We start from the raw sequence: 22,757 nt of genomic DNA on the forward strand, positions 1-22,757 counted from the left end.
AATCTAAACATGGCACCGCCCTAGTATCTGCATCGAAACCGGACGGTTGAAATCAGTTTGGTCAGCTGGTCAACAGGCGCAGCAGATTCTTGTAATCTTCACGGATATCAGCATTTTCTTCCTGTAGCGCCACCACCTTACGACAAGCATGTAATACCGTCGTATGGTCACGGCCACCAAAGGCATCGCCAATTTCCGGCAGGCTGTGATTGGTCAGCTCCTTCGCCAGCGCCATTGCGACCTGGCGAGGCCTGGCCACTGAACGCGAACGTCGCTTGGAAAGCAGATCCGAAAGCTTGATCTTGTAATATTCGGCGACTGTACGCTGAATATTGTCTACGCCCACCTGCTTATCCTGCAGCGCAAGCAGATCTTTCAGCGATTCACGTATGAATTCCTGATTGATGGGTTTACCCATGAAATGCGAGTCGGCAATCACCTTCTTCAGCGCCCCTTCAAGCTCACGTACGTTGGAGCGAATCTTTTGCGCAATGAAGAATGCTGCATCGTGTGGCAAATCAACCTTGGCCTGTTCGGCCTTCTTCATCAGGATCGCGACACGGGTCTCAAGTTCGGGCGGCTCAATCGCCACCGTTAATCCCCAACCGAAGCGCGATTTTAAACGCTCCTCGACACCGCTGATTTCCTTGGGATAGCGGTCAGAAGTCAGAATCATTTGCTGACCGCCTTCAAGCAGGGCATTGAAGGTATGAAAGAACTCCTCCTGGGAGCGCTCCTTGCCAGCAAAAAACTGAATATCATCGATCAATAATGCATCGACGCTTCTATAGAAGCGCTTGAAATCATTAATGGCATTGAGCTGCAACGCCTTGACCATATCCGCGACGAAACGCTCGGAATGCAAATAGACGACCCGTGCATTATCACGCAGCCCAGCTAAATGATTGCCCACCGCATGCATCAGGTGTGTCTTGCCTAGCCCTACTCCGCCATATAAAAAAAGTGGGTTGTAGGCGCCGCCAGGATTTTCAGCTACCTGTCGAGATGCAGCGCGTGCCAGCTGGTTGGACTTACCTTCGACGAAGGTTTCAAACGTAAAGTTGGGATTCAGTCCACTTTGATGCTTGAGGCTACCTTCGACTTGTACTTGGCGTTCATTACTATTACCACGACGTGGCGTATTTCCACTGCCTTGGCCATCCGAATCGGATGTCTCATTACCATTGAAGGACGTGTTACGTGGCATTGATCCATGCCCAGAGGCTGTTGGCATACGCGGTGGCGTCTGCGGCATGGTGGGTAACGTGTTGGGCGTATTGGTCACACGCGGGTTCGACACTGTACGCCGGCTACCAATCCCCAAGCTGACTTTAGGCGGCTTGCCTGGTGCAAGCTCTCTGAGCAGTTCATTGATGCGCTTAAGATACTTATCATTGACCCAGTCGCGTACAAAACGATTAGGCGCCAGCAAAGATAGCTCGTTGCTGTCACCCACCGTTTCAGCTTGCAAAGGACGGATCCAAGTATTGAACTGCTGCGAATTCAATTCGTCCTGAAGATATTCAAGGCATTGCTGCCAGATTGCGATCGACACACGCCCTCGCCATCAAGATAAGCAAAGGCGTTATTGTAGCGATGAAGGCAAAGGTTATCCACACATTAGGCACTTCTATTTCCCCTTGTGGAAAACCTTTACTTCCTACTAATAGCCGGATTATTTCACCCGCGGCATTATGGTTATCACCGCTTTTCGCTCAGCTTATCCATAATGTTATCCACAGTAGCCGCGACAACGTCATGTCCTGTCAAAGCGGCCTTTAGGCCCTATATCAACACTCGATAATGGGGCGAACCTACTGCATTAGCACACCATTGATTAAAGTAACGGCTGATGCCTTGCTCGAGCCAGGCATTTTAAAATGCTTATTACGTCAAGAAAAATTGCACAGTGCAGGCGAATTCTCTAGAATTCCCGCTCTTGACTAGAGCCAGCCCGTTGAAAGGGTAGCTCTGCGACCGATTTATCATCTTTTCATCTGGGAAATAGCAGCTATGAAACGCACATTCCAACCCAGCGTTCTGAAGCGCAAGCGCGTCCACGGCTTTCGTGCCCGAATGGCCACTAAAAATGGCCGTCAGGTGCTGGCACGTCGCCGTGCGAAAGGCCGTAAGCGTCTGAGCGCTTGATCGGGTCTCTCAATGGCCCATCAGGGATTTCCCCGCGGTCTAAGAATCCTGACCGCCGGGGAATACCGGCACGTCTTCGATAATGCAAGTTTCAAGGTCCACGGCAAGGGCCTATTGGCGCTCGCCTGTCCAAATACGCTGGGCCATGCCCGTGTCGGACTGGTGTTCAGCAAGAAGAACGTACGCCGCGCCGTCGACCGTAACCGTCTAAAACGCCTGACACGCGAATCCATCCGCCTCGGTCAGCATCGCCTACCTGCCGTAGACATTGTAGTCTTGTCAAAACGCGGAGCAGGAGAGCTGGATAATGATACTGTGCAACGTCAATTGCATGGTATGTGGCGGCGCCTGGAGCAGGAAGCGAAGCGTCATTTGGCTGCAACGCAGTCCATCGCTTAAGGCTTTGGCGCATGTCTGGTGTTGTACCGGCCGATAGGTGAGCACGCTGCTTGCAGGTGACGCCCGGCCGGGATTTAAAGCGACCCGACACACTCCCCACCGGGCACAACAACATGGATCTGAAACGACTCCTTTTAGTGATTCCATTGGCGATCCTGGCTTATTTACTGGTGATCCAATGGAACCAGGACTATAACCAGCCGCATAATGAGCCTGACACCCCGGCTTTTTCCAGTCAGGGTAGCGACGCACCACAACCCTCCGGGCTTCAAGCACCTGATTCCTCACAAGAGCGTGCTTCTACTCCGTCCACGCCAGACACTCCGAATCAAAATACTCAGCTGATTGCGGTCAATACCGATGTGCTTGATGTGCGTATCGATCCGCGCGGTGGCGATATTGTCTATGCCGCACTGCCCCAGCAGAAGCAAACCCTTGAATCGGATCGTCCTTTTGTACTGCTTTCGGACACCAACACACGAAGTTATGTCGCCAAGTCCGGCTTACAGCTAGAAGGACATCAGGGCCGCATCGTTTATCAGGCCGAGCAGACCGCATACCAACTGAGTGACGATCAGAAGCAGCTGACTGTCGATCTCACCGCTAATGTTAATGGCGTTGATATCATCAAACGTTTCACCTTCAGTCGCGATCACTATGCGGTAAAGGTCAGCTACCTGATCGACAACGACAGCCAGCAACCTGTCAGCGCACGATTCATCGGCCAGCTTGCTCGTGATAACAGCCCCGATCCTACCAGCGGAGCAGGTGTCGGCATGCATTCCTATATGGGTGCGGCATTCTCGTCACCAGATAATCATTACGAGAAGATCAAGTTCGACGATATCAGTGAAGGCAAGTTCAACAACCGTGACGTCCGCGGTGGTTGGGCAGCCATGATTCAACACTATTTCGTCTCGGCCTGGATTCCCAGCCAAGACCAGCAGAACCTTTATTACGCCGACATCGACTCGCACAAGCGTAATGTTGCTGCATTTGCGGGGCCGACGCAGACTATCGCTGCAGGGCAGAGCGCCGAACTTAGCGCCACGCTGTATATCGGTCCAAAGATCAAGAAACTGCTGGCAGAAACCGCGCCGAATCTTGAACTCACCATCGATTTCGGCTGGCTGTGGTTCCTCGCAAGCCCCTTGTTCTGGCTGCTTCAGCATATCCATGCGCTGATTGACAACTGGGGCTGGTCGATTGTACTGCTGACCGTATTCGTTAAAGCTGTCCTCTTCCCGCTTTCCGCTACCGCCTACAAGTCGATGGCCAAGATGCGCAAGATGGGGCCCGAGATGCAGCGCATCAAGGAGCAGCACGGCGATGATCGGCAAAAGATGTCGCAGGAGATGATGAAGTTTTACCAGAAGGAGAAGATCAATCCTCTGGGCGGCTGTCTGCCGATGGTCATTCAGATGCCGGTCTTTATCGCTCTGTACTGGATGCTGATGGAATCGGTAGAGCTACGCCATGCACCGTTCATGCTATGGATTCATGATCTCTCGGCTCAGGACCCGTACTTCATCCTGCCGATCATCATGGGGCTTACCATGTTCCTGCAGCAGCAGCTCAACCCTACTCCGCCCGATCCGACTCAGGCGAAGATCATGAAGATGCTGCCGATCATCTTCACTTTCTTCTTCTTGTGGTTCCCGGCCGGCTTGGTCATCTACTGGATTACCAACAATACGCTATCGATCGCGCAGCAGTACTTCATCACTAAACGCATCGAAGCAGACGACAGCAAGAAAGCCAGTACCGCTAAAAACTGATTTCTGCTTGAGCTAAAGCACCGGACCCTCGCATTTTGCGGGGGTTCGGTGTTTTGTGAGCGACTAAAATGCCATAGTTCGTCTTATGCCCGAACGGTAGAGAATCGAATCATGAACACATTTTCAAGCTTCGACCAGGATACTATCAGCGCACTCGCCACGCCTCCTGGACGCGGCGGTGTCGGCATTATCCGCATTTCCGGTCAGGCCGTGTCCTATATCGCCCAAGCCATGCTCGGCCATCTGCCGCGCCCTCGCCACGCCTACTACGGCGCTTTTCTCGATGAGCAGGGCCAGGCGCTCGACGAAGGGATCGCCCTGTTCTTTCCCGGGCCTAACTCCTTCACCGGCGAGGATGTCCTTGAGTTGCAAGGCCATGGTGGCCCGGTATTGATGGATATGTTGCTAGCACGGACCGTCGCCCTGGGCGCCCGTCTGGCACGTCCGGGCGAATTTTCCGAGCGTGCCTTTCTCAATGACAAGCTTGATCTTGCCCAAGCTGAGGCAATTGCGGACCTGATCGACGCCAGTTCACAAGCCGCAGCGGAAAATGCCCTGCGTTCGTTACAAGGCGAATTTTCCACACGCGTACATGCCTTGGTGCAACGACTGATCGAGCTGCGAATGTTTGTTGAAGCGGCCATCGATTTCCCTGAGGAAGAAATCGATTTCATCAACGACGGCAAGGTGAGCACGATGCTTGCCGCTATCCAGGCAACACTGGTCGAGGTGCGACGTGCTGCAGCTCAGGGAGCACTGATGCGTGAAGGCATGAGCGTAGTGATCGCCGGGCGTCCCAACGCCGGTAAATCTAGTCTGTTGAATGCATTGACCGAACAGGATACCGCCATCGTTACCGATATTGCCGGCACGACACGGGACGTGCTGCGTGAACATATTCACCTTGATGGAATGCCACTGCATATCATCGATACCGCCGGGTTGCGCGATACACCGGACGCCGTTGAAAAGATTGGTGTACAGCGTGCCTGGGCGGAAATCGAAAAAGCTGACCGTGTATTGTTATTAGTTGATGCCGCCGAAACGCAGGCCAATGATCCAATGCAGATCTGGCCGGAATTCGTCTCGCGCTTGCCCGACCCGTCACGACTGACCTTGATACGTAACAAGATCGATGAAAGCGGAGAAAGTGCTCAAGGCGATTTATCCACAACCCCGCCGCTGCTTCGCATTTCTGCCAAAACAGGAGTGGGTGTGGATAACTTGAAAAGTCATCTCAAGTCGGTCATGGGCTTTCAATCTACTGCTGAAGGACGATTCTCGGCACGACGCCGGCATCTTGATGCGCTCGACCGTGCGGAGCAAGCACTCGCTAACGGGGCAACGCAGTTACATGGCGCCGCTGCCGGGGAATTGCTGGCTGAGGATCTACGCGCTGCGCAGGACGCGCTTTCCGAAATTACTGGAGAGTTCAGCGCCGATGATTTGTTAGGAGAGATTTTTGGCAGCTTCTGCATCGGCAAGTAAGCACGGCAATGCCCCGTCGGGGTGGCATTTGAGCTCAACTATACTGGCGACACCTAGCCAAGATAACTTGTACCGATCGGAATATTGCTTATGGCGCTGTGGCGTATCCTGAATGATTTTTTCGCTCGTCATCGTATCGCCTATCTTGGCGCGATTATCTGCCTTTTCGGCGTCGGCCTGCTCAATCTGGCCCTGCCGTGGTGGATCGGTAACACCATCGACGCCCTACGCGCCAACGAGATTACCCGGGAGGTCCTGTTCAATCGTATTGGCCTGTTGATCGCCGTCGGGGTCGGCATGTATGTGCTGCGTTATTTATGGCGCGTTCAACTGTTTGGCACCTCCTATAAGCTTGGCATTGAGCTGCGAGATCGCTATTACGCCAAGCTTACCCGACTCGATCCCGGCTTTTTCCAGTCTCACCGCAGCGGCGATCTGTTGGCCCGCGCAAGCCAGGATATTGATGCTGTAGAAACGGCTGCCGGTGAAGGGGTGCTCTCCAGTATTGATGGAGCGATGACGTTGTTTCTGGTGCTGGGGGTAATGATCATCGGTATCGATGCGCCACTTGCTCTGTTCGCCCTGGTACCGTTTCCTTTTATGGCATGGGGATTTTATCGGGTCGCCAAGCGCGTGCAGCACGATTTCGGCCAGTCTCTGCAGCGTTTTTCACAACTCAATGATCGCACTCAGGAAGCCCTGGGCGGACTACGCATGCTGCGACAGCATTCGCTCGTCGAGGCGGAAATTGCTGATTTCGAAAAGCGGGCAGAAGCCGCGGCACAGGCCGATTTCGAAGTCCAGCGGATGGAGGCGCGCTACGATCCAGTCGTTTTCCTGGCATTAGGCGCGGCAACGCTGCTGACCCTGTCAGTGGGAACGTGGCGCTACCTGGATCAGGCCATCACGCTTGGCCAGTTGACCAGCTTTACACTCTATCTGGTTCAGTTGATCTGGCCGATGTTTGCGCTGGGCTGGTGTCTTAACATCCTGCAACGCGGCGAAGCGGCAGCCCGCCGTTTGGATGATTTTTTTACCGAACATGAAATTATCGCCGATCACGGCACACGCCAGCATGTAGATAACAGCGATATTGCCTTTGAGGTGCAAGCATTCACTTATCCACAAAGCACTACCGCTACGCTGGAACATATCAATATTATTGTGCCTGCGGGTCAGACGCTGGGCATTGTCGGCACAACCGGAAGCGGTAAAAGCACACTGATTCGCCTGTTATTGAGGCAATATGCCCTTGCACAGGGAGAAATTCGGCTAGGTGGGCATGCCATAGGTGAGTACACGCTTACCGCCTTGCGAACGGCTTTCGCCTATGTGCCGCAGGATCCGTTTCTCTTCGCAGCGACACTAGGCGAGAACGTGGCACTTGCTCGTCCGCAGGCGTCGCGCGATGAGATTCTGCAAGCATTGGAAGATGCCGCCTTTTCCACCGATCTGGCCGAACTTCCCCAGGGTTTGGAAACGCAAATTGGCGAGCGCGGCATAACCCTGTCAGGTGGTCAGCGTCAACGCGTCGCATTGGCCCGAGCGCTGCTCTCCAATGCCCCCATATTGTTGCTTGATGACACGCTTTCAGCGGTGGACTACGCGACCGAGCAGCGCCTGCTGACTACGCTCAGCAAGCAGCGAGCACGCACCTGCCTCATCGTCAGCCACCGGCTGTCAGCGGTCGCTCAAGCCGATCGGATCGTGGTACTTGAAGAAGGCCAGGCGATTGAATCTGGCGATCATGCATCGTTACTTGCCATGAAGGGTCACTACGCCGGACTCTGGCAGCACCAACAGCTTATGGCTAGCCAGTATCAAAATGGCTTATCTGACGATGCCTTCATTTCTCAATTCGATGAAGAAAATCGCCATGCTTGATCGCCGCCTGCTGGCATTATTACTGCGTCCCGTCATTGCTGATCGTCGTCGCCTGCTTATGGCACTACTGATTCTGATCGGTGCGACTGCTCTTGATGTTATTGGCCCTTGGCTGACGAAATATTATCTCGACAGCTTTCTGGTTCCAGGTGACTTGCGTCCGACGCCGCTAGTCATCCTGGTTACCCTGTATCTCGTGACCCAGTGTCTCGCCGCTCTCGGCCGTTATTTGCAAACGCTGAGCTTTGCCCGTATTGCACTCGATGCCGTGCTCGATATTCGCAAGCGCCTGTTTCGACACGTTCTGCATTTACCTCAGCATGTGCATGATGCCACGCCTGTTGGCGAGATGATTTCACGGGTCACCAATGATACTGATGCGCTGCGTGAGCTTTACGTGGCCTTTCTGGCGACCGTGCTCCAGAACGTTGTTTTGCTCGTCGGTATATTGATCGCTATGGCAGTGATGGACCTGCGACTGATGGCCGTTGCCGCAATGTTGATTCCTGCCGCTCTGGCAGTGATCTGGTGCTACCAGCGACTGAGCGGCCCTGCGGCGATGGAAGTACGCCGCTTGCGTGCCGAGCAGAACACTCGGATCAATGAAGCGATCAGTGGCATGACGGTATTGCAGAGTTACAATCAGATCGGGCGTTATAGTGAGCACTTCCACACCATCAATGCCTCACAATATCAGGCGCGTATGCGCACGGTACGCATTTCAGGATTGTTCCTACGCTCAGCGATCGATTTGATCGGGGTAGTCATTCTGGCAGGATTGTTACTCGGTTATGGGCTGGATCATCTCCAGGGGGCAGGAGAAATCGGCGTCCTTTATGCCTTTGTTACCTATTTGGGGCGGGTATCAGAGCCACTGATCGAGATCACTCAGCGATTTAACATTTTTCAGCAGGCCAGCGTGGCCGGTACACGTTTGCTGGCATTGTTCGACCAGCCGCAGGCGACCCTTGGTGGAGACAGCCGCCCCATCGTAACGCCTCATTATCATTTAAATGAGCTAAGCTTTTGTCATTACGGTGCCGATAAGTATACGTTGCATGACGTCACGCTCGATATCGCCCCGGGCAGTTTCATTGGTGTGGTCGGTCCGACCGGTAGCGGAAAATCGACACTGCTTGATCTGCTTTCAGGGCTCAAGCCCGCCACAAGTGGCACGCTGATACTGGATAATCGACCCATGGCCAGTATTGCTCCTGCCACGATAAATGATGCCGTCGCGACCGTACCTCAGGAGCCGTTTATTCGCTCGACGACACTGCGCGATAACCTGCTGCTTGATCGTGACATTGACGAGACGGCGCTCAGACAGGCCCTTGATGACGCTCAACTGAACGATTTAATCGCCCGGCTTCCTGAAGGGCTTGATACGCGTCTTGGCGAACGAGGCCTGACGCTATCCACCGGTGAACGACAACTTCTGGCACTGGCCCGGGCGCTGTTGCGCCAACCACAAATTCTGCTACTCGACGAGGCAACGGCTAGCGTCGATAGTGCTACTGAAAAGCGGCTGCAACGCGCGCTCGAAGCATTGCGTGGCCGTGTGACTCTGATTGTAGTGGCACATAGATTATCGACGATTCGCCATGCCGATAGCATTATTGTCATGGCGGGGGGTCGCATCGTCGAGCAAGGTCATCATGAGACTCTTCTCACGTACCGCAATGGCTACTACTATCGATTATGGCACCATCGTATACAGGCGCAGGCATAAGGCAGCAAAAATGATTACGCGACAATACTCTAGACGGCCTTTTCATATTCATATCTGCGCTCAGCTGGCTGCCTCATGTTGATGTGGGAGAATTCCTATCGCTAAGTCGAATGTCCAGCTCCGTGCCTGCTCCGAATGCGATCTGATCAGTGAGCTCCCCGAGATTTCTCCAGGTGAGGCGGCCCACTGTCCACGTTGTGACCACACGTTGATCACTCGTCAACGTCAGCCTGTTCACCACGCTCTGGCATTAAGCATCAGTGCCCTGATCGCCCTCATGATGTCGTTGCCCTTCCCCTTTATCTTCTTCGAGGCCAACGGAAACCGGGAGACCATGGCATTGCCCGATGCCGCAGTGACATTGCTGGAGCAGCATTACGGGTTCATCGCGGTCATCTTCTGGATGGCCATACTGTTGTTGCCCACGCTTTTTCTTTTAATGGTGTTCTATCTTCACCTCAGCATAGCCATCAACAAACCATTTCCCTGGCGAATACTGATCGCACGCAGTCTCAGCCGACTTCAGCCATGGATGATGGCCGATGTATTTCTGATTGGCGTGCTGGTCAGCATGGTCAAGATCATTTCGCTGGCCAGTATCGGTTTTGGCTGGTCATTCTGGGCCTTCTGTGGGTACGTCATACTGTTATTAAAAACGTCAAAGGACCTCGATGGCGATTGGCTGTGGCGTCATATTGCTGACGAGGCACAAACGCCAGAAACGCTGCGTGCGGGACATACCGCCCTCAGCCAACGGATGACAGGATGTCATGCCTGTGGCCAGATCAATGCCATCGATGAGCACGGCCGCGGACTGTGTAGCCGCTGCCACGAGCATCTTCATGTTCGTCAGCGCTACAGTGTGCAGGCGACTATTGCGCTACTGGTAACGTCAGCAATTTTATATATACCCGCCATGGCGCTGCCGATAATGACGATCGTCAGCCTGGGTGATACCTCACCGCAAACGATCATCGGTGGCGTATTGATCCTAATGGAGACAGGCGACTATCCCGTAGCGCTGGTTATTTTCGTTGCCAGTGTCGTAGTGCCGATTGCCAAGGTAATGGCGCTTGCCTGGTTGTGCTGGAAAACGCATCAGCCTCACCCTTGGCGCCCTGAGGTCAGGCTGCGCTTATATCGTATGACGGAGTTCATTGGGCGCTGGTCGATGATCGATGTGTTCGTCGTTGCCGTACTAGTGTCATTAGTTAGATTGGGCAATTTAATGTCCATTTATCCCGGCCCTGGTGTCATCGCCTTTGCCGCAGTAGTCATCATGACCATGCTGGCTGCCATTAGTTTCGATCCCCGCTTGATATGGGATGCCGCAGATAATCAACAGGAAGACAGTGATGAGCGAGTCAACGCCCAAGGCTCAGCGTAAGCCGCAGCGTCATATTTCACCGATCTGGCTGATCCCTGTGATTGCCGCACTGATTGGCCTTTGGATGATCTACCAGACGCTGAGCACAAGAGGGCCGGAAATTACGCTGGTGATGGAAAACGCCGAGGGCATTGAGGCTGGCAAAACCTTGATCAAGGCACGCAATGTTGAGGTAGGCCGCGTCGACTCGGTCACCTTGTCGGACGATGCCTCACAGGCGATCGTCAAGGCTCGCCTGGATCAGGGCACCGATGATCTATTACATGCGGACACGCAGTTCTGGGTGGTCAAGCCGCGGATCGGTCGTGAAGGCATCAGCGGACTGAATACGGTGCTTTCAGGGCCCTTCATCCAGCTTCAGCCGGGCAATGCCGAAGAAGAGAAACTTCGGTTTGACGTCCTCGAAAAGCCCCCCGTCGCCCCGCCTAACGCCGAAGGACTGCGTCTTGATTTGACCAGCACCAATGCCAATTCCTTGAATGTTGGTGATCCGGTCGTATTCCACGGTTTCACGGTCGGCCGCGTCGAAGATACCAATTTCGATCCTTCAGATCGGCTCATGCACTATCGGCTTTTCATCTATCAGCCCTACCGCCAGCTAGTGACGACCAATACCCGCTTCTGGTCTGCTTCTGGAGTACGTTTCGAACTTACCTCTGAAGGCATGAACCTCGATCTGGCCTCACTGGAAACCCTAGTGAGCGGCGGCGTCACTTTCGGCGTGCCGGAGGATATTCCTGCAGGTACGCCAATTACCGATAGCGATAATATGGATTTCGCTCTCTACAGCGACGAGGAAAGTGCTCGTCAGGGTAGCTTTAGCTACTACCTGCGTTACGTGCTGTTAATTGACGATACTGTCCGCGGCTTGAGCGCAGGGGCACCGGTCGAATATCGTGGTGTGCGAATCGGTACTGTGGATACCGTTGCGTTCAACATCAATAGACTCAAGGACAATTCCCTAACCAACTTCAAGATCCCTGTACTGATCCGAATCGAGCCGCAGCGTATGCAGGCCCAGGTCAATGCAGAGACTATCAAGCAATGGCAGCAGCGCTTTGATCGCTGGATTGACGAAGGCCTATGCTCATCACTGAAGATCGGCAACTTCCTGACTAGCCAGATGTTCGTTGATCTTTCCTTCCAGGACAGCTGTCCTCGTCCAGAAATTGCCAAGTTTGAAGATATCCCCGTATTTCCGAGCCAGGCGGGCAGTTTCGCCCAGATTGCTCAGCAGGTGTCCTCACTGCTCGACAAGCTGAACGACCTGCAGATCGAGCCGGCGCTGAATCATCTAGACGCCACGCTGCAGAGCTCTGATCAACTGCTTAAAGAGTTGAACACTACCACCCAGCAGTTGAATGCCGTGCTTGCTGACCCTGACACGCGTGGGTTGCCTGAAGATGTCAAGGGCACGCTGAATGCCATACAGGATACGCTGCAGAGTTACTCAAGCGATGCGCCGGCTTACGGCGAACTGACGTCAACGCTCAAGCAGCTCGAGCAGCTTATCCGTAATCTGCAGCCTGCCGCACGCACGATCAGCGACAAACCCAATGCTCTGATATTTAATCGGGGTGAGATTAACGATCCGCAACCAAGGGCTCATCAATGACACGACCACTATGGATAGCCGCGGTGACCAGCATCGCTCTGCTGACCGGTTGTGCCGGTCAGCCCGCTGAACTCCACCGCTATACACTGCCGGATGAAGGCGGACTGATGCGCACGACTCAGGCGGCAACACACACGTTAGCCGTTACGCCGATTCAGCTTGCGTCATTTCTGGAAAGCTCCGGCATGGTGTATCAGACCAGTGAGATCGAGGTAAAGCAGGCGCAAGGCCATCTGTGGGCCGATGATCTTAGTCACCAACTCGAACGTCAGCTCAGAGCCGAGTTATCGCGCCAGCTTTCTACCTATCGGGTGCTCCCGGCGGGTAATCATGAAGATATTGATATGAAGGTGGCCGTCTCGCTTGAAGAATTTCAGGGACGCTATGATGGCAAAGCCGTTATAGCCGGCCAGTATCAGTTACGCGATGGCCGTAATCGCTTGTTGAAAGCAGAGCCTTTTCGTATCGAGCGTCCACTTACCGAAGATGGCTATCCGGCTCTGGTCAAAGCGTTGGCCGAAGGATGGCGAGAAGCCGCAGACCAGATGGCACAGAGCGTCTCGCAATATAGTGAACAAACAGGAGACTCAGCGGTTGGCGACAGCTCAAGCGGTGCCGATATTGACGTCAATATAGATCACTAATATCTGAGTCATTCAGGTGACCACCAGTCCTGGTGGTGCGATGCGTGCTTGCCATAACACTCGGCGACACGTGTCAGGCTTGCGCTCAATCGTTCCGGTAATTGCCAGGGAGGATTGAGCAACAGCAATCCCGATCCATACATGCCTCGTTCCCCCTCTGGCGCATGATGAAGCAACTCACTGCGCCAGACCTTACGCAATCCAGCCGTTCTTATCCCTTCCAGCAATGCTTGATGACGTGCTTCCGGCAAGAGGGGATACCATACCACTATCACTGCATGACGTACCTTGCGCGCTACATAACCCAGCGTCTCGGCAACAGCTTCGTAGTCACTCTTGATTTCATAGGAAGGATCAATCAATGCACATAGCCGCGGCGTGCTTACCGGCACATGTGTCTTGAATCCCTTGAGCCCATCGGCCTGATAGCGCTTGATATTTCCGGTAAGCGGCGCCTGTGTAAGATGACGATGCTCACCAGGATGTAATTCATAAAGATGCAGCTTATCCTGCCGACGCAATTGCTGTTCCAGCCACCAGGGCGAGCCAGGATAATGGCTCATCTGGTCTCCCGGCTTCTGCAGGCGTGCCAAAGCAATTAGCCATTCATTTAACAGAGCGTCGTTGGCGAGCGTCTTACGCTTCTTCCAGAGGGGCAGAATACCTTCTCGGTACTCACCACGTTTCTGCGCTTCAGTAGTATCTAACGGATAAACGCCACGTCCGGCATGTGTATCAATGTACGTAACGGAAGAATTCTTACGTAACAACTCAGTACACAGCGAATATAATGCGAGGTGCTTATGCACATCGGCAAAATTGCCAGCATGGTAAGCATGTTGGTAAGCGAGCACGTGAACTCCATTACGCACAGCGCGTAGTGATGACAGATGAAGAAAATAAAAAGCGCCGGGTTACCCCGGCGCCATGGAAACAACATTACATTCTAAACGCAGATAATGCTCAGCTACCCTGAGTAGGCACCAGCGTTACCGTGACACGCCGATTTTGAGCGCGCCCTTGTGCAGTATCGTTGCTGGCAACAAAATTACTCGCACCATAGCCCGTCATGATCAGGCGGTTGAAGTTGACTCCGCCTCGGGCCAGATAGTTACCCACGGACTGGGCACGCAGTTCAGATAAACGCTGGTTGTATGAAGCTGTACCCGTAGAATCCGTGTAGCCCGCAATATTGACCATGGTATCGTCATACTCCTTGAGTACGTTGATTACCCCATTGAGCGCTGGATAAATTTGCGAAGAGAGTTCGCTTGAATCGCTGGCAAAGGTGATCGCACTCGGCATGTTGAGCTGGATCTGGTCGCCTACACGGTTGACGCTAACGCCTGTTCCCTGCATTTCCTGGCGCAGTTTAGCTTCCTGGGCATCCATGTAATAACCGATCCCGCTACCCGCCGCTGCACCTACTGCGGCACCGATCAAGGTTTTATCGAGCCTGTGATTGCCACTTTTAGTCGCGCCAGCAACACCACCGACCAGAGCGCCAATGCCTGCCCCTTTGGCCAGACTCGAGGTCTGCTGCTCGCCAGAATAAGGGTTTGTTGTACTACAACCCGACAGTACTACCGCTGCTGCCAGAGGAAATGCCAGGAAAACCTGCTTCTTGATGCTCTTCATCTTCTACCTCATTACATCGACGCCTGCCTTGGCAGGAGCAATGAATTTTCAATTGACTCGTCGCAAAGTGCCAGCAAGTCATTTAAGAATAGCAAACCCTGTTCACTCGCCTGCACCCGGTTCGTTATCTCGCCAAGAAGCCCCCGGGACCGAGCTTTCTCAGTGCATACCTTAAGTATTTCAAGTTCGAGGCCGGTATATTCGCGCCATAATTCGATGGGGACACCCTCGACCAACCGTAGCGTATTCATAAGAAACTCAATCGGCCGTTCGCTAAGCGCAATTTCACGTTTCCCCGCTATAAATCCTCGTGGGTCCTCACGTCGGCTCAGATAAGCATCAGGCTGGCGAGTCTTCCAGCGTCTTTCGATATAAAGCGCACCGTCCTCCATAACCCGGCTCAGCTTGCCATGCGCGCCGGCACCGATGCCTAGATAGTCACCAAAACGCCAATAGTTGAGATTATGACGTGAGCGCCGTCCTGTTCGGGCATAAGCGGATATCTCATAGCGAGTAAAGCCTTGCGCCTCGAGCCGTGCATGTCCGGCATCCTGAATATCGTAGAGAACGTCTTCATCAGGCAACTGCGGCGGACGCGAATGGAATTCGGTATTAGGCTCCAGCGTTAGCTGATACCACGACAGGTGCTCCGGTCCCAGAACCAATGCCATTTCGATATCAGATAAGGCTTTCCTAACATCCTGTGCGGGTAGGCCATGCATGAGATCAAGGTTGATATTATCGAAACCGGCAACACGTGCCGCTTCAAAGGCTCGCTGAGCGTCGTCTCCGCTATGAATGCGCCCGAGTACCTGCAGTGCTTCACTATCGAAACTCTGCACGCCGATGGATAGTCGATTAATGCCTACCTGCCGATAACCTTCGAAACGGCCACGCTCTACTGTCCCTGGGTTGGCTTCCAGTGTGATTTCAATATCGTGTGTAAAGCGCACTCGTTCGCGCAGCGCATCAAATAAACGTGCATAGGCCTGGGCCGAAAGTAGACTTGGCGTTCCGCCACCAATGAAAATACTCTCTATCGCTCGCCCTTGAACCCATGTCAGTTCAGCTTCAAAATCAGCGATCAGCGCATCAATGTATTCTTTTTCAGGCAGTGTCTGATCACGCCCAATACCGTGTGAATTGAAATCACAATAAGGGCACTTACGAACGCACCAGGGTACATGGATGTAAAGCGATAACGGCGGTAAAATCATGTCACCTTCAAATGGTCGATCAGCGTGGTCAATGCCCGCCCACGGTGACTGAGACGATTCTTTTCGCTGGCAGAAAGCTCCGCCACGCTCATTCTCTGCTCGGGCAACCAAAAAAGAGCGTCATAGCCAAAGCCTCCTTCACCTCGTGGCAAAAAAAGGATCTCACCGCACCAGTCTTTTTGTACGACAATCGGTACTGGATCTTCCGGATGCCGCATATAAACAAGAACGCACCAGTAACGTGCGCCACGCTTACCTTCAGGTACGTCACGAAGCGCTTCGAGCAATTTGCGATTGTTCGCCTCATCGTCACTTGGCTCGCCAGCATAACGGGCCGAGTATATACCGGGAGCGCCATGCAACGCATCGACAGCCAGACCAGAGTCATCGGCCAGCGCAGGTAAACCACTGATTCGAGCGGCTTCGCGCGCCTTGATCAAGGCGTTTTCAATGAATGTTAAGCCTGTCTCTGAAACGGCCGATATAGCATGATCAGCTTGTGACGTAATCTCGAAGCCCAGTGGGTTCAGGAGTTCACGAAACTCCTTGAGCTTGCCAGCATTACCGCTCGCGATAACAAGGGGGCGTGAGACAGACATAGAAGCAGTCCTTGAGCATGTGAAGCGATATTCTAGGTTGCTTTAAGTTCGGAAGAAATGACTGAATAGAAAGCGCCGGCCATTCCCATAGCGAAATGGGCTTGATTCATTGTTGATCGATCAAATTCAGCACTATTCATAGCGCTGAATTTAATCGATGTAGGGCCCTGTTTAGACAAAAACGAACAAGCAGATAATGAGGAATTTCTAATCCTATATTATTAATTATTTAGGGTTAGGGATATTCCAAAAATGAGCGCCAAACATTATAGTTTCTGAATGTTACTCATGTTTACATGGTGGCATCAGACTTAACATCAATTAGGACCAGCCTCCCATCAACATCACTGATGTAGAGGCCTTAAGGGGGCTATGTGGATACCGAAAAAGACGTAACCGTGTTGCTCGTGACGGAGATCAATCCGCAAAGCGAGCTTTTCATGCAATATGTTCGTGACAAACTAGGCTGTCATGTCGCAACGGTTGCCCCAAAGGATACCCTTCCCGACAATACCGAAACGCATCAGGTTGTTCTGCTGGATGCTGATCATGTCAACGAAAAGGATATGTATCACTGGGAAGAAGCCGCTTCTAGCGAAAATATGAGCATGACGCTGGCGGCATTCAACCTTGTCGATGAAAGCCAGGCGATTGGCCTTGCCACCACTTTCAGGCTGCAGGGAGTATTTTATCGACGTGACAGTCTGGCCTTGATCTGCAAAGGCATCGCCAAATTGATGAACAATGAGCTGTGGATGTCTCGCACGCTGATGACACGTCTGATCAAGTTCTATCGTCGCCAGCAGATCAATGCCTATCGCCCGGCATGTGGCCTTACCAATCGCGAGTTGGAGATATTGCGGTTGTTGGGTACAGGCGCCTCCAATACTGAGATCGCAACGCAGTTGTTTGTCAGTGAACACACCGTTAAATCGCATCTTTACAACATCTTCCGCAAGCTCAAGGTACGTAATCGTATTCAGGCTATGAATTGGGTGCGTCAGAATCTAGGTAGCCCGTCATTGGTGCCCAGTCAAAGCGCTCGCCGCTCTAATGCCAGCTAGCCGAGGCCGATTGCAGCACCTCTATGCATTAGGCTGCTCGTCATGCGCCCGATAAGTATGTCATGTCGTAATCAGCAAGAGATGTTAAAGCGAAATTTTTCATGTGTATTCTTGAGCAGCCCCGTTGAAAGCGAAGCCGTAACGGCTTCGCTTTCACACATGTTGAGTAGCACCTTCAGGCGAACCTGGGACTAGGTGACACCCCAGGAAAGGTCGCCGAGAGCCCATCAACCGACTTGAGCTCGACAGTAACATTCGACTGCTTCGAAGCCTGAATGAAATTATTAATGTCTTCCTGAATATCCGGATCGATGAAGTTCGCCTCGGTCGCATCAATGATCACGAAGCTGTCATCAGGCACTGCATCGAGATAACCACGCATCTCCTCGCGATTGAGAAATGAAACATCCTTGTGGATGCGTAGCAGACAATGGCGTCCATGCTTGGTAAACGAGATAGCCGAACGGAAGCTCGAGCGCACAAGAAAATAAAGGCTGCATAGCAAGCCAACGATAACGCCCTTGAGCAGATCCGTCAGCATGATTGCCACGATCGTGATGACATAGGGAAGGAAACGATTCCAGCCTTGACGATAATGTGCGATGAACAGTGCAGGACGAGCCAGTTTATATCCAGTATGCAACAAGATAGCCGCCAGACAGGCGAAAGGAATAAGCTCGAGGGCCACCGCAAAGAAGGTCACGCTAGCCAGTAGCAATATGCCATGAACGAAGCTGGAAAAACGCGTACGGGCACCTGCCTGCACATTAGCCGAACTGCGCACGATTACCGCCGTAATCGGTAGTCCGCCCACAAGGCCAGAGCATAAGTTACCTACCCCTTGTGCTTTAAGCTCACGATGCGGTGGTGAATGACGCTTGAAAGGGTCGATTTTGTCGGCGGCTTCAAGGCTGAGCAAGGTTTCCAGACTGGCTACCAATGCTATCGTCAATGCCATCATATAAACCTGTGGATTGAACAGCATGGCAAAATCTGGCAGATGGAGCTGACTGAAAAAATCAGCAGGCCCCTCCAAGCCGGGAAGCGTAATACGCTGATCTGAAGTGAGCGGCGATAAAAAGCTGCCCTGCAAAGCAATACGATCGATCACAACCCCTGCGATGACTGCTAACAAAGGGGCCGGAATCATCTTCAGCCATTTGATTCGTGATATAAATGCCGTATCCCAGAGGATCAAGATCAGCAGTGCGATAAGCGCAATTGAAAATGCCAACGGTGATGCGTGCTGCAGCATAGCTATCGGCTGCGTAAATCCTGGCGCATTTTCTTGAGGCAACCCCAACGCTAAAGGGATCTGATTGAGAATCAAGATCAGTCCGATGGCTGTAAGCATACCTTTGATGACAGCCGAGGGAACGAAAGCGCCTATCTTTCCCATCCGCAAGTAACCGAAAGCAAGTTGCATAGCGCCAGCTAATGCCGTGGCGAGCAGCATCCCTTCGAAGCCGATGGCCTGAATAGCGCCTAGCACGATAACGGTCAAGCCCGCTGCAGGCCCACTCACACTGACATGCGAGCCACTGATTAAAGCTACGACGAGTCCGCCTATGATACCCGCGATCAAGCCCGACAGCGGTGGTGCCCCGGAAGCCAACGAAATACCCAGACATAACGGAACAGCGACCAGAAATACAACAATACCGGCAGGTATATCCTGCGGCAGTGTCTTCAACCACGACATCGACGTACGCATTACGCAACTCTCCCTAGTGCGTCATAACTCTGTAAAAAGCCAGCAGTCAGCCATTTTCTTACGCTGACGCCTGCATGACAGTTTCGTCACCTTCCCTGCGGACGATTTCACGCAGCAAGCCTTCTTCGAGCGCATAGACCATGCCGTGCAAGGAGGGGCTTCGATGTGCCATCCACGCCTCCTGTATGATTGGCATACCTGCCAAGCATTCAATTTGATCGCAAACATTAAGCTCGACAAGGCGATTGATTCGGCTTAATTCGTCAGCCAAGGCAGCTAACTCCTGAGCGTGACGATTCCGTGTTTCACGCACATTCACGAGGTGATAATCAAGATGAGGCAGTCCACATTCATCACTTGTAAGCGCTGCCTTGATGCCACCGCATTGATGATGCCCACATACAATGATGTGATTGACCCTCAGCTCAGTTACTGCGTACTCCAGTACGCTCATGAAGCTGGATTCCTGCAGACAAACCATATTGGCGACATTGCGATAGATAAATAAGTCACCGGGTTGGGCATTGCATATCTGTTCGGCAGGTACACGGCTGTCAGAACAGCCGATCCAGAGAACATCAGGAGTTTGTTTAATGGAAAGCCGTTGAAAATATCCGGGCTCGCGTAGACACATCTCATGCGCCCATGCCTGATTTTCAAGGAGAATACGTTCGTAAAACTTCATCGCTCAACCTTTTTATCCATAAACTGCAAAGGGTGGTTTCACGCGATACGTAATCTACATAGGAGAGGGATACAAAATGACAGGATTCGAATCATGTTGTGCACAATGTGCCATTTTAATTAACACTTCTGTCTTCTCCCTCTCATTAGCGCTACGTTCGTCGTATAATTGTGACTCCCTTCGAAATTCCCTGATCGAGCGGTACGTTTTTTTAAAACATTGTTTTATAAGGGGCAAAAAAGCACTAATTGCCTGATTTTTATTGTTATACGATAGTCGAAACAACTTAAATAAAGTTGAAAGTGTAATTATTTTTAATTCATGATTATTAAGAATCGTTTAAAAAATATTAGTCATGAATTAATCGAAATACTTAAGCCTCACAAGAAGGCATAACTAAAATTAATGTATGACGCGGAGAATAATATGTATGCCGAGGATAATTTCTGCTTAGGGCCAACTCATGGAATTAACTACTGTGAAAATCGTCATGATGACGAAGAGCAGCCCCCAAAACGCACTGTTTTTAGATTATTTACATACGCGTTTAGGCTGCCAAGTATCGAGTATTCTGCCAACGGATGTTCTGCCTTTACCTGAGGAAACACCCGTTCTTGTCCTGCTTGATGAAGATCATCTCAGGGAATCAGACACCAAGGAGCTGTCTGAAAAATTTCAAAACAACAAAAATCTTATCCTTGCTGCATTTAATATGGATAGTGAAGATCACGCTATGGAGCTGATGCTTCGTCTTCCTCTGCAAGGAGTTTTTTATCGTCAGGATTCCCTTGAACATATCAGCAAGGGTATTAAGCGCCTTTTTGATGGCGAAATGTGGCTATCACGCTCATTGATGGAGCGCCTGCTTACGGCTTACTGGAGTCGCCAGCGCAATGATTTCACACCGCTTTCATCGGTCACCGCGCGCGAATGGGAAATTCTCAATCTCTTGGATACAGGGGCAAGCAATCTTGATATTGCAGAGCGTCTCTCGATCAGTGAGCACACGGTAAAATCACATCTCTACCATATATTCCGCAAGCTCAAGGTACGCAACAGGGCCCAGGCACTGAACCTGCTGCGTCAGTACTCCGACACGACACCCAAGGATATTTAACCACAATGCATTGAGTCTCGTGCCGACATGCCAGGCTCAGGAGGATAGCCGCAGATGAGCGCGAATCAGTGCCACCAGCGTTAGATTGGCATCTTCTGCGGTAGTATCAAGATGCACTAGTTGAGCCAGTTCTTCATCGGAAAAAGGCTCGCGTGAAGCGAGCTGACGTTCCAGTACTTCAAGCCCCGCTTCCGAGACTTCATCACGCTTCAGGCTTCGCTTTTTAATGCGCGCCTTGAGTGTCTGCTCGTCAGCCTCAAAACTTATCAGCATCGATGGCAAACCCCGAATTTCGGCCTCGTGCCTCAGACGATCGCGTTGTGCGCGCTTCAAGCATGTGGCATCGACACTTACAGAATAACCGCTTTCAAGCAGCATACCGGTAAGTTCGGCAAGACGTTCATAGGTCCGCTCCGTCGCCTCAGAGGTATAGATTCCACTATCGACAGAAGAGGAAGATTCACCTAACGCGTCCAGGCCAAACAGACGCTTGCGTTCAACGTCAGAGCGTATGCGTACACCGCCTAATTGACGAACGACCTGTTCCGTAAAACGGCTCTTGCCACTCCCTGAAACACCGACAGAAATCAGTAGATACGGGAAATGGATTTCGCTGTAACGCTCGGCCAATCCCACATAGCGCCGATAATCGGACAGCACTGCGTCACGATCGGCAGGATGCAGGCCAGGTTGCTGTAAGCGCAGCATGGCTACTTTGGCACGCACCATGGCGCGATACGCTTTGTAGTAAGGCAGCAAACGCACCAATCGGTAGTCACCGCTGCGCTCCAGATAACGGTCGAGCACATGGTGTGCCAGGCCTTGCTCTCCGCGCGCCTCAAGATCCATCAGCAAAAAGGCCAGCTCGCAGCAGACATCGTTCCAGCGGAAGTTATCATTAAACTCGATGCAATCGAATATTAACGCTCGTCCGTCATGCATCACCGCATTGCCAAGGTGAACATCGCCATGCGTCTCACGTATGAATCCGTCACGTTGGCGTCGTGCCATTTCTGGTGAAAGCCGGGCAAATGCTTCATCCGCCCAAGTTTCCAGCGCATTCAAACGCCGAATATCCTCAGCATCATCAAGAAGCGGTCGTAGCTGTTCGAAATTTTCCTTTACAGGCGCATGAACCGCTGCGGGAGAACCAAATGAACTGGTTTCATCAACCTGATCGGCATTCTGGTGAAATGCTACTAGCTGCCCGACCAGGTCATCCATCAATGACTGGGTCAGTTGCCCGGTGGCCTGCATCGAACTGAACAGGCAGGTATTGTCGAATTGCCGCATGCGTACGGCGTACTCGAACGGCTCGCCTTTTCCTCCCATCTGAGGTTGCTCGGGTGTTCCCGTAATAGGCACTGTTTCAACATAGAGGTTATCGGCGAGGCGAGCGTTCAGACGCACTTCCTCTTCACAGAAATGCTTGCGCTTGGCGAGTGTCGAGAAATCAAGAAAACCGAAATCGAGCGGCTTCTTGATCTTGTAGGCGTACTGTCCCGTCAGTACGACCCAGGAAATATGCGTTTCACGAATTTCGAGCCCCGCTACGGGATGATCGTAGCAAGCGTCATTCTGTAATGCGTGAATCAGTGACTGACTCAACGTCTCGCTCCTTGGCGTAGAAAAACATAGCGGCAAGTGT

General features: G+C 52.3%; 19 protein-coding genes. 11 read left to right on the plus strand and 8 right to left on the minus strand.

Going from position 1 to position 22,757, the window contains the following annotated elements; genetic code table 11:
- Positions 1-61: 61 nt before the first annotated feature.
- Positions 62-1,555, minus strand: coding sequence for a chromosomal replication initiator protein DnaA (dnaA, locus tag C3Z11_RS04805; RefSeq protein WP_106476778.1), 1,494 nt, complete (start codon positions 1,553-1,555; stop codon positions 62-64).
- Between the two features lie 458 nt (positions 1,556-2,013).
- On the opposite strand from dnaA, the gene rpmH reads away from it, so the two are divergent.
- The 9 genes from rpmH (at position 2,014) to C3Z11_RS04850 (ending at position 13,075) form a co-directional block, all read left to right on the plus strand.
- Complete coding sequence (rpmH, locus tag C3Z11_RS04810; RefSeq protein ID WP_011508608.1) at positions 2,014-2,148, plus strand: 50S ribosomal protein L34; 135 nt, start codon at positions 2,014-2,016, stop codon at positions 2,146-2,148.
- Positions 2,149-2,160: 12 nt separating this feature from the next.
- Positions 2,161-2,547 (plus strand): ribonuclease P protein component, encoded by a 387-nt coding sequence (gene rnpA, locus C3Z11_RS04815; RefSeq protein WP_106476779.1) that lies wholly within the window; start codon positions 2,161-2,163, stop codon positions 2,545-2,547.
- Positions 2,548-2,660: 113 nt separating this feature from the next.
- Positions 2,661-4,325: a membrane protein insertase YidC gene (yidC, locus tag C3Z11_RS04820; RefSeq protein WP_106476780.1), complete on the plus strand. Its 1,665-nt coding sequence runs from the start codon at positions 2,661-2,663 to the stop codon at positions 4,323-4,325.
- Between the two features lie 111 nt (positions 4,326-4,436).
- Positions 4,437-5,813, plus strand: a complete 1,377-nt coding sequence (mnmE, locus tag C3Z11_RS04825; protein WP_106476781.1) for a tRNA uridine-5-carboxymethylaminomethyl(34) synthesis GTPase MnmE — start codon at positions 4,437-4,439, stop codon at positions 5,811-5,813.
- Between the two features lie 90 nt (positions 5,814-5,903).
- The gene (locus C3Z11_RS04830) at positions 5,904-7,697 is read left to right on the plus strand and encodes an ABC transporter ATP-binding protein (RefSeq protein ID WP_106476782.1); all 1,794 of its coding nucleotides are present in this window, start codon (positions 5,904-5,906) and stop codon (positions 7,695-7,697) included.
- The gene (locus C3Z11_RS04835) at positions 7,690-9,429 is read left to right on the plus strand and encodes an ABC transporter transmembrane domain-containing protein (protein ID WP_106476783.1); all 1,740 of its coding nucleotides are present in this window, start codon (positions 7,690-7,692) and stop codon (positions 9,427-9,429) included. The genes C3Z11_RS04830 and C3Z11_RS04835 overlap by 8 nt, the downstream gene beginning before the upstream one ends.
- Positions 9,430-9,526: 97 nt before the next feature.
- Complete coding sequence (locus C3Z11_RS04840; protein ID WP_262927261.1) at positions 9,527-10,816, plus strand: PqiA/YebS family transporter subunit; 1,290 nt, start codon at positions 9,527-9,529, stop codon at positions 10,814-10,816.
- On the plus strand, positions 10,785-12,431 hold the full coding sequence (pqiB, locus tag C3Z11_RS04845; RefSeq protein WP_106476785.1) for an intermembrane transport protein PqiB: 1,647 nt from the start codon (positions 10,785-10,787) through the stop codon (positions 12,429-12,431). The genes C3Z11_RS04840 and pqiB overlap by 32 nt, the downstream gene beginning before the upstream one ends.
- The gene (locus C3Z11_RS04850; protein ID WP_106476786.1) at positions 12,428-13,075 is read left to right on the plus strand and encodes a PqiC family protein; all 648 of its coding nucleotides are present in this window, start codon (positions 12,428-12,430) and stop codon (positions 13,073-13,075) included. The genes pqiB and C3Z11_RS04850 overlap by 4 nt, the downstream gene beginning before the upstream one ends.
- Positions 13,076-13,083: 8 nt before the next feature.
- On the opposite strand, the gene C3Z11_RS04855 is transcribed toward C3Z11_RS04850, so the two are convergent.
- The 4 genes from C3Z11_RS04855 to rdgB all read right to left on the minus strand — a co-directional run bounded on the left by C3Z11_RS04855 (position 13,084) and on the right by rdgB (position 16,529).
- The gene (locus C3Z11_RS04855; protein ID WP_106476787.1) at positions 13,084-13,929 is read right to left on the minus strand and encodes a 23S rRNA (adenine(2030)-N(6))-methyltransferase RlmJ; all 846 of its coding nucleotides are present in this window, start codon (positions 13,927-13,929) and stop codon (positions 13,084-13,086) included.
- Positions 13,930-14,038: 109 nt separating this feature from the next.
- Positions 14,039-14,713 carry an OmpA family protein gene (locus tag C3Z11_RS04860; protein ID WP_106476788.1) on the minus strand — a complete coding sequence of 225 codons (675 nt, stop codon included), beginning with the start codon at positions 14,711-14,713 and terminating at the stop codon, positions 14,039-14,041.
- Between the two features lie 11 nt (positions 14,714-14,724).
- The gene (gene hemW, locus C3Z11_RS04865; protein ID WP_106476789.1) at positions 14,725-15,930 is read right to left on the minus strand and encodes a radical SAM family heme chaperone HemW; all 1,206 of its coding nucleotides are present in this window, start codon (positions 15,928-15,930) and stop codon (positions 14,725-14,727) included.
- Positions 15,927-16,529: an RdgB/HAM1 family non-canonical purine NTP pyrophosphatase gene (rdgB, locus tag C3Z11_RS04870; protein WP_106476790.1), complete on the minus strand. Its 603-nt coding sequence runs from the start codon at positions 16,527-16,529 to the stop codon at positions 15,927-15,929. The genes hemW and rdgB overlap by 4 nt, the downstream gene beginning before the upstream one ends.
- A 374-nt stretch (positions 16,530-16,903) precedes the next feature.
- On the opposite strand from rdgB, the gene C3Z11_RS04875 reads away from it, so the two are divergent.
- Positions 16,904-17,593: a LuxR C-terminal-related transcriptional regulator gene (locus C3Z11_RS04875; RefSeq protein ID WP_262927237.1), complete on the plus strand. Its 690-nt coding sequence runs from the start codon at positions 16,904-16,906 to the stop codon at positions 17,591-17,593.
- Between the two features lie 175 nt (positions 17,594-17,768).
- Here the strand turns inward: C3Z11_RS04875 and C3Z11_RS04880 are convergent, their stop codons facing one another.
- Entirely contained in the window at positions 17,769-19,307 is a 1,539-nt protein-coding gene (locus C3Z11_RS04880; RefSeq protein WP_106476791.1) for a SulP family inorganic anion transporter, read from the minus strand.
- A 58-nt stretch (positions 19,308-19,365) separates the two neighbouring features.
- A complete protein-coding gene (locus C3Z11_RS04885) occupies positions 19,366-19,992 on the minus strand; it encodes a carbonic anhydrase (RefSeq protein ID WP_106476792.1) in 627 nt (208 codons plus the stop codon).
- Between the two features lie 463 nt (positions 19,993-20,455).
- Here C3Z11_RS04885 and C3Z11_RS04890 point away from each other — a divergent pair, with 463 nt between their 5' ends.
- Complete coding sequence (locus C3Z11_RS04890) at positions 20,456-21,109, plus strand: response regulator transcription factor (RefSeq protein WP_262927238.1); 654 nt, start codon at positions 20,456-20,458, stop codon at positions 21,107-21,109.
- Between the two features lie 36 nt (positions 21,110-21,145).
- Here C3Z11_RS04890 and C3Z11_RS04895 read toward each other — a convergent pair whose 3' ends face one another.
- Entirely contained in the window at positions 21,146-22,717 is a 1,572-nt protein-coding gene (locus tag C3Z11_RS04895) for a bifunctional aminoglycoside phosphotransferase/ATP-binding protein (protein WP_106476794.1), read from the minus strand.
- Positions 22,718-22,757 lie beyond the last annotated feature (40 nt).

Source organism: Phytohalomonas tamaricis (assembly GCF_003012345.1).
Taxonomy (GTDB): Bacteria; Pseudomonadota; Gammaproteobacteria; order Pseudomonadales; family Halomonadaceae; genus Phytohalomonas; species Phytohalomonas tamaricis.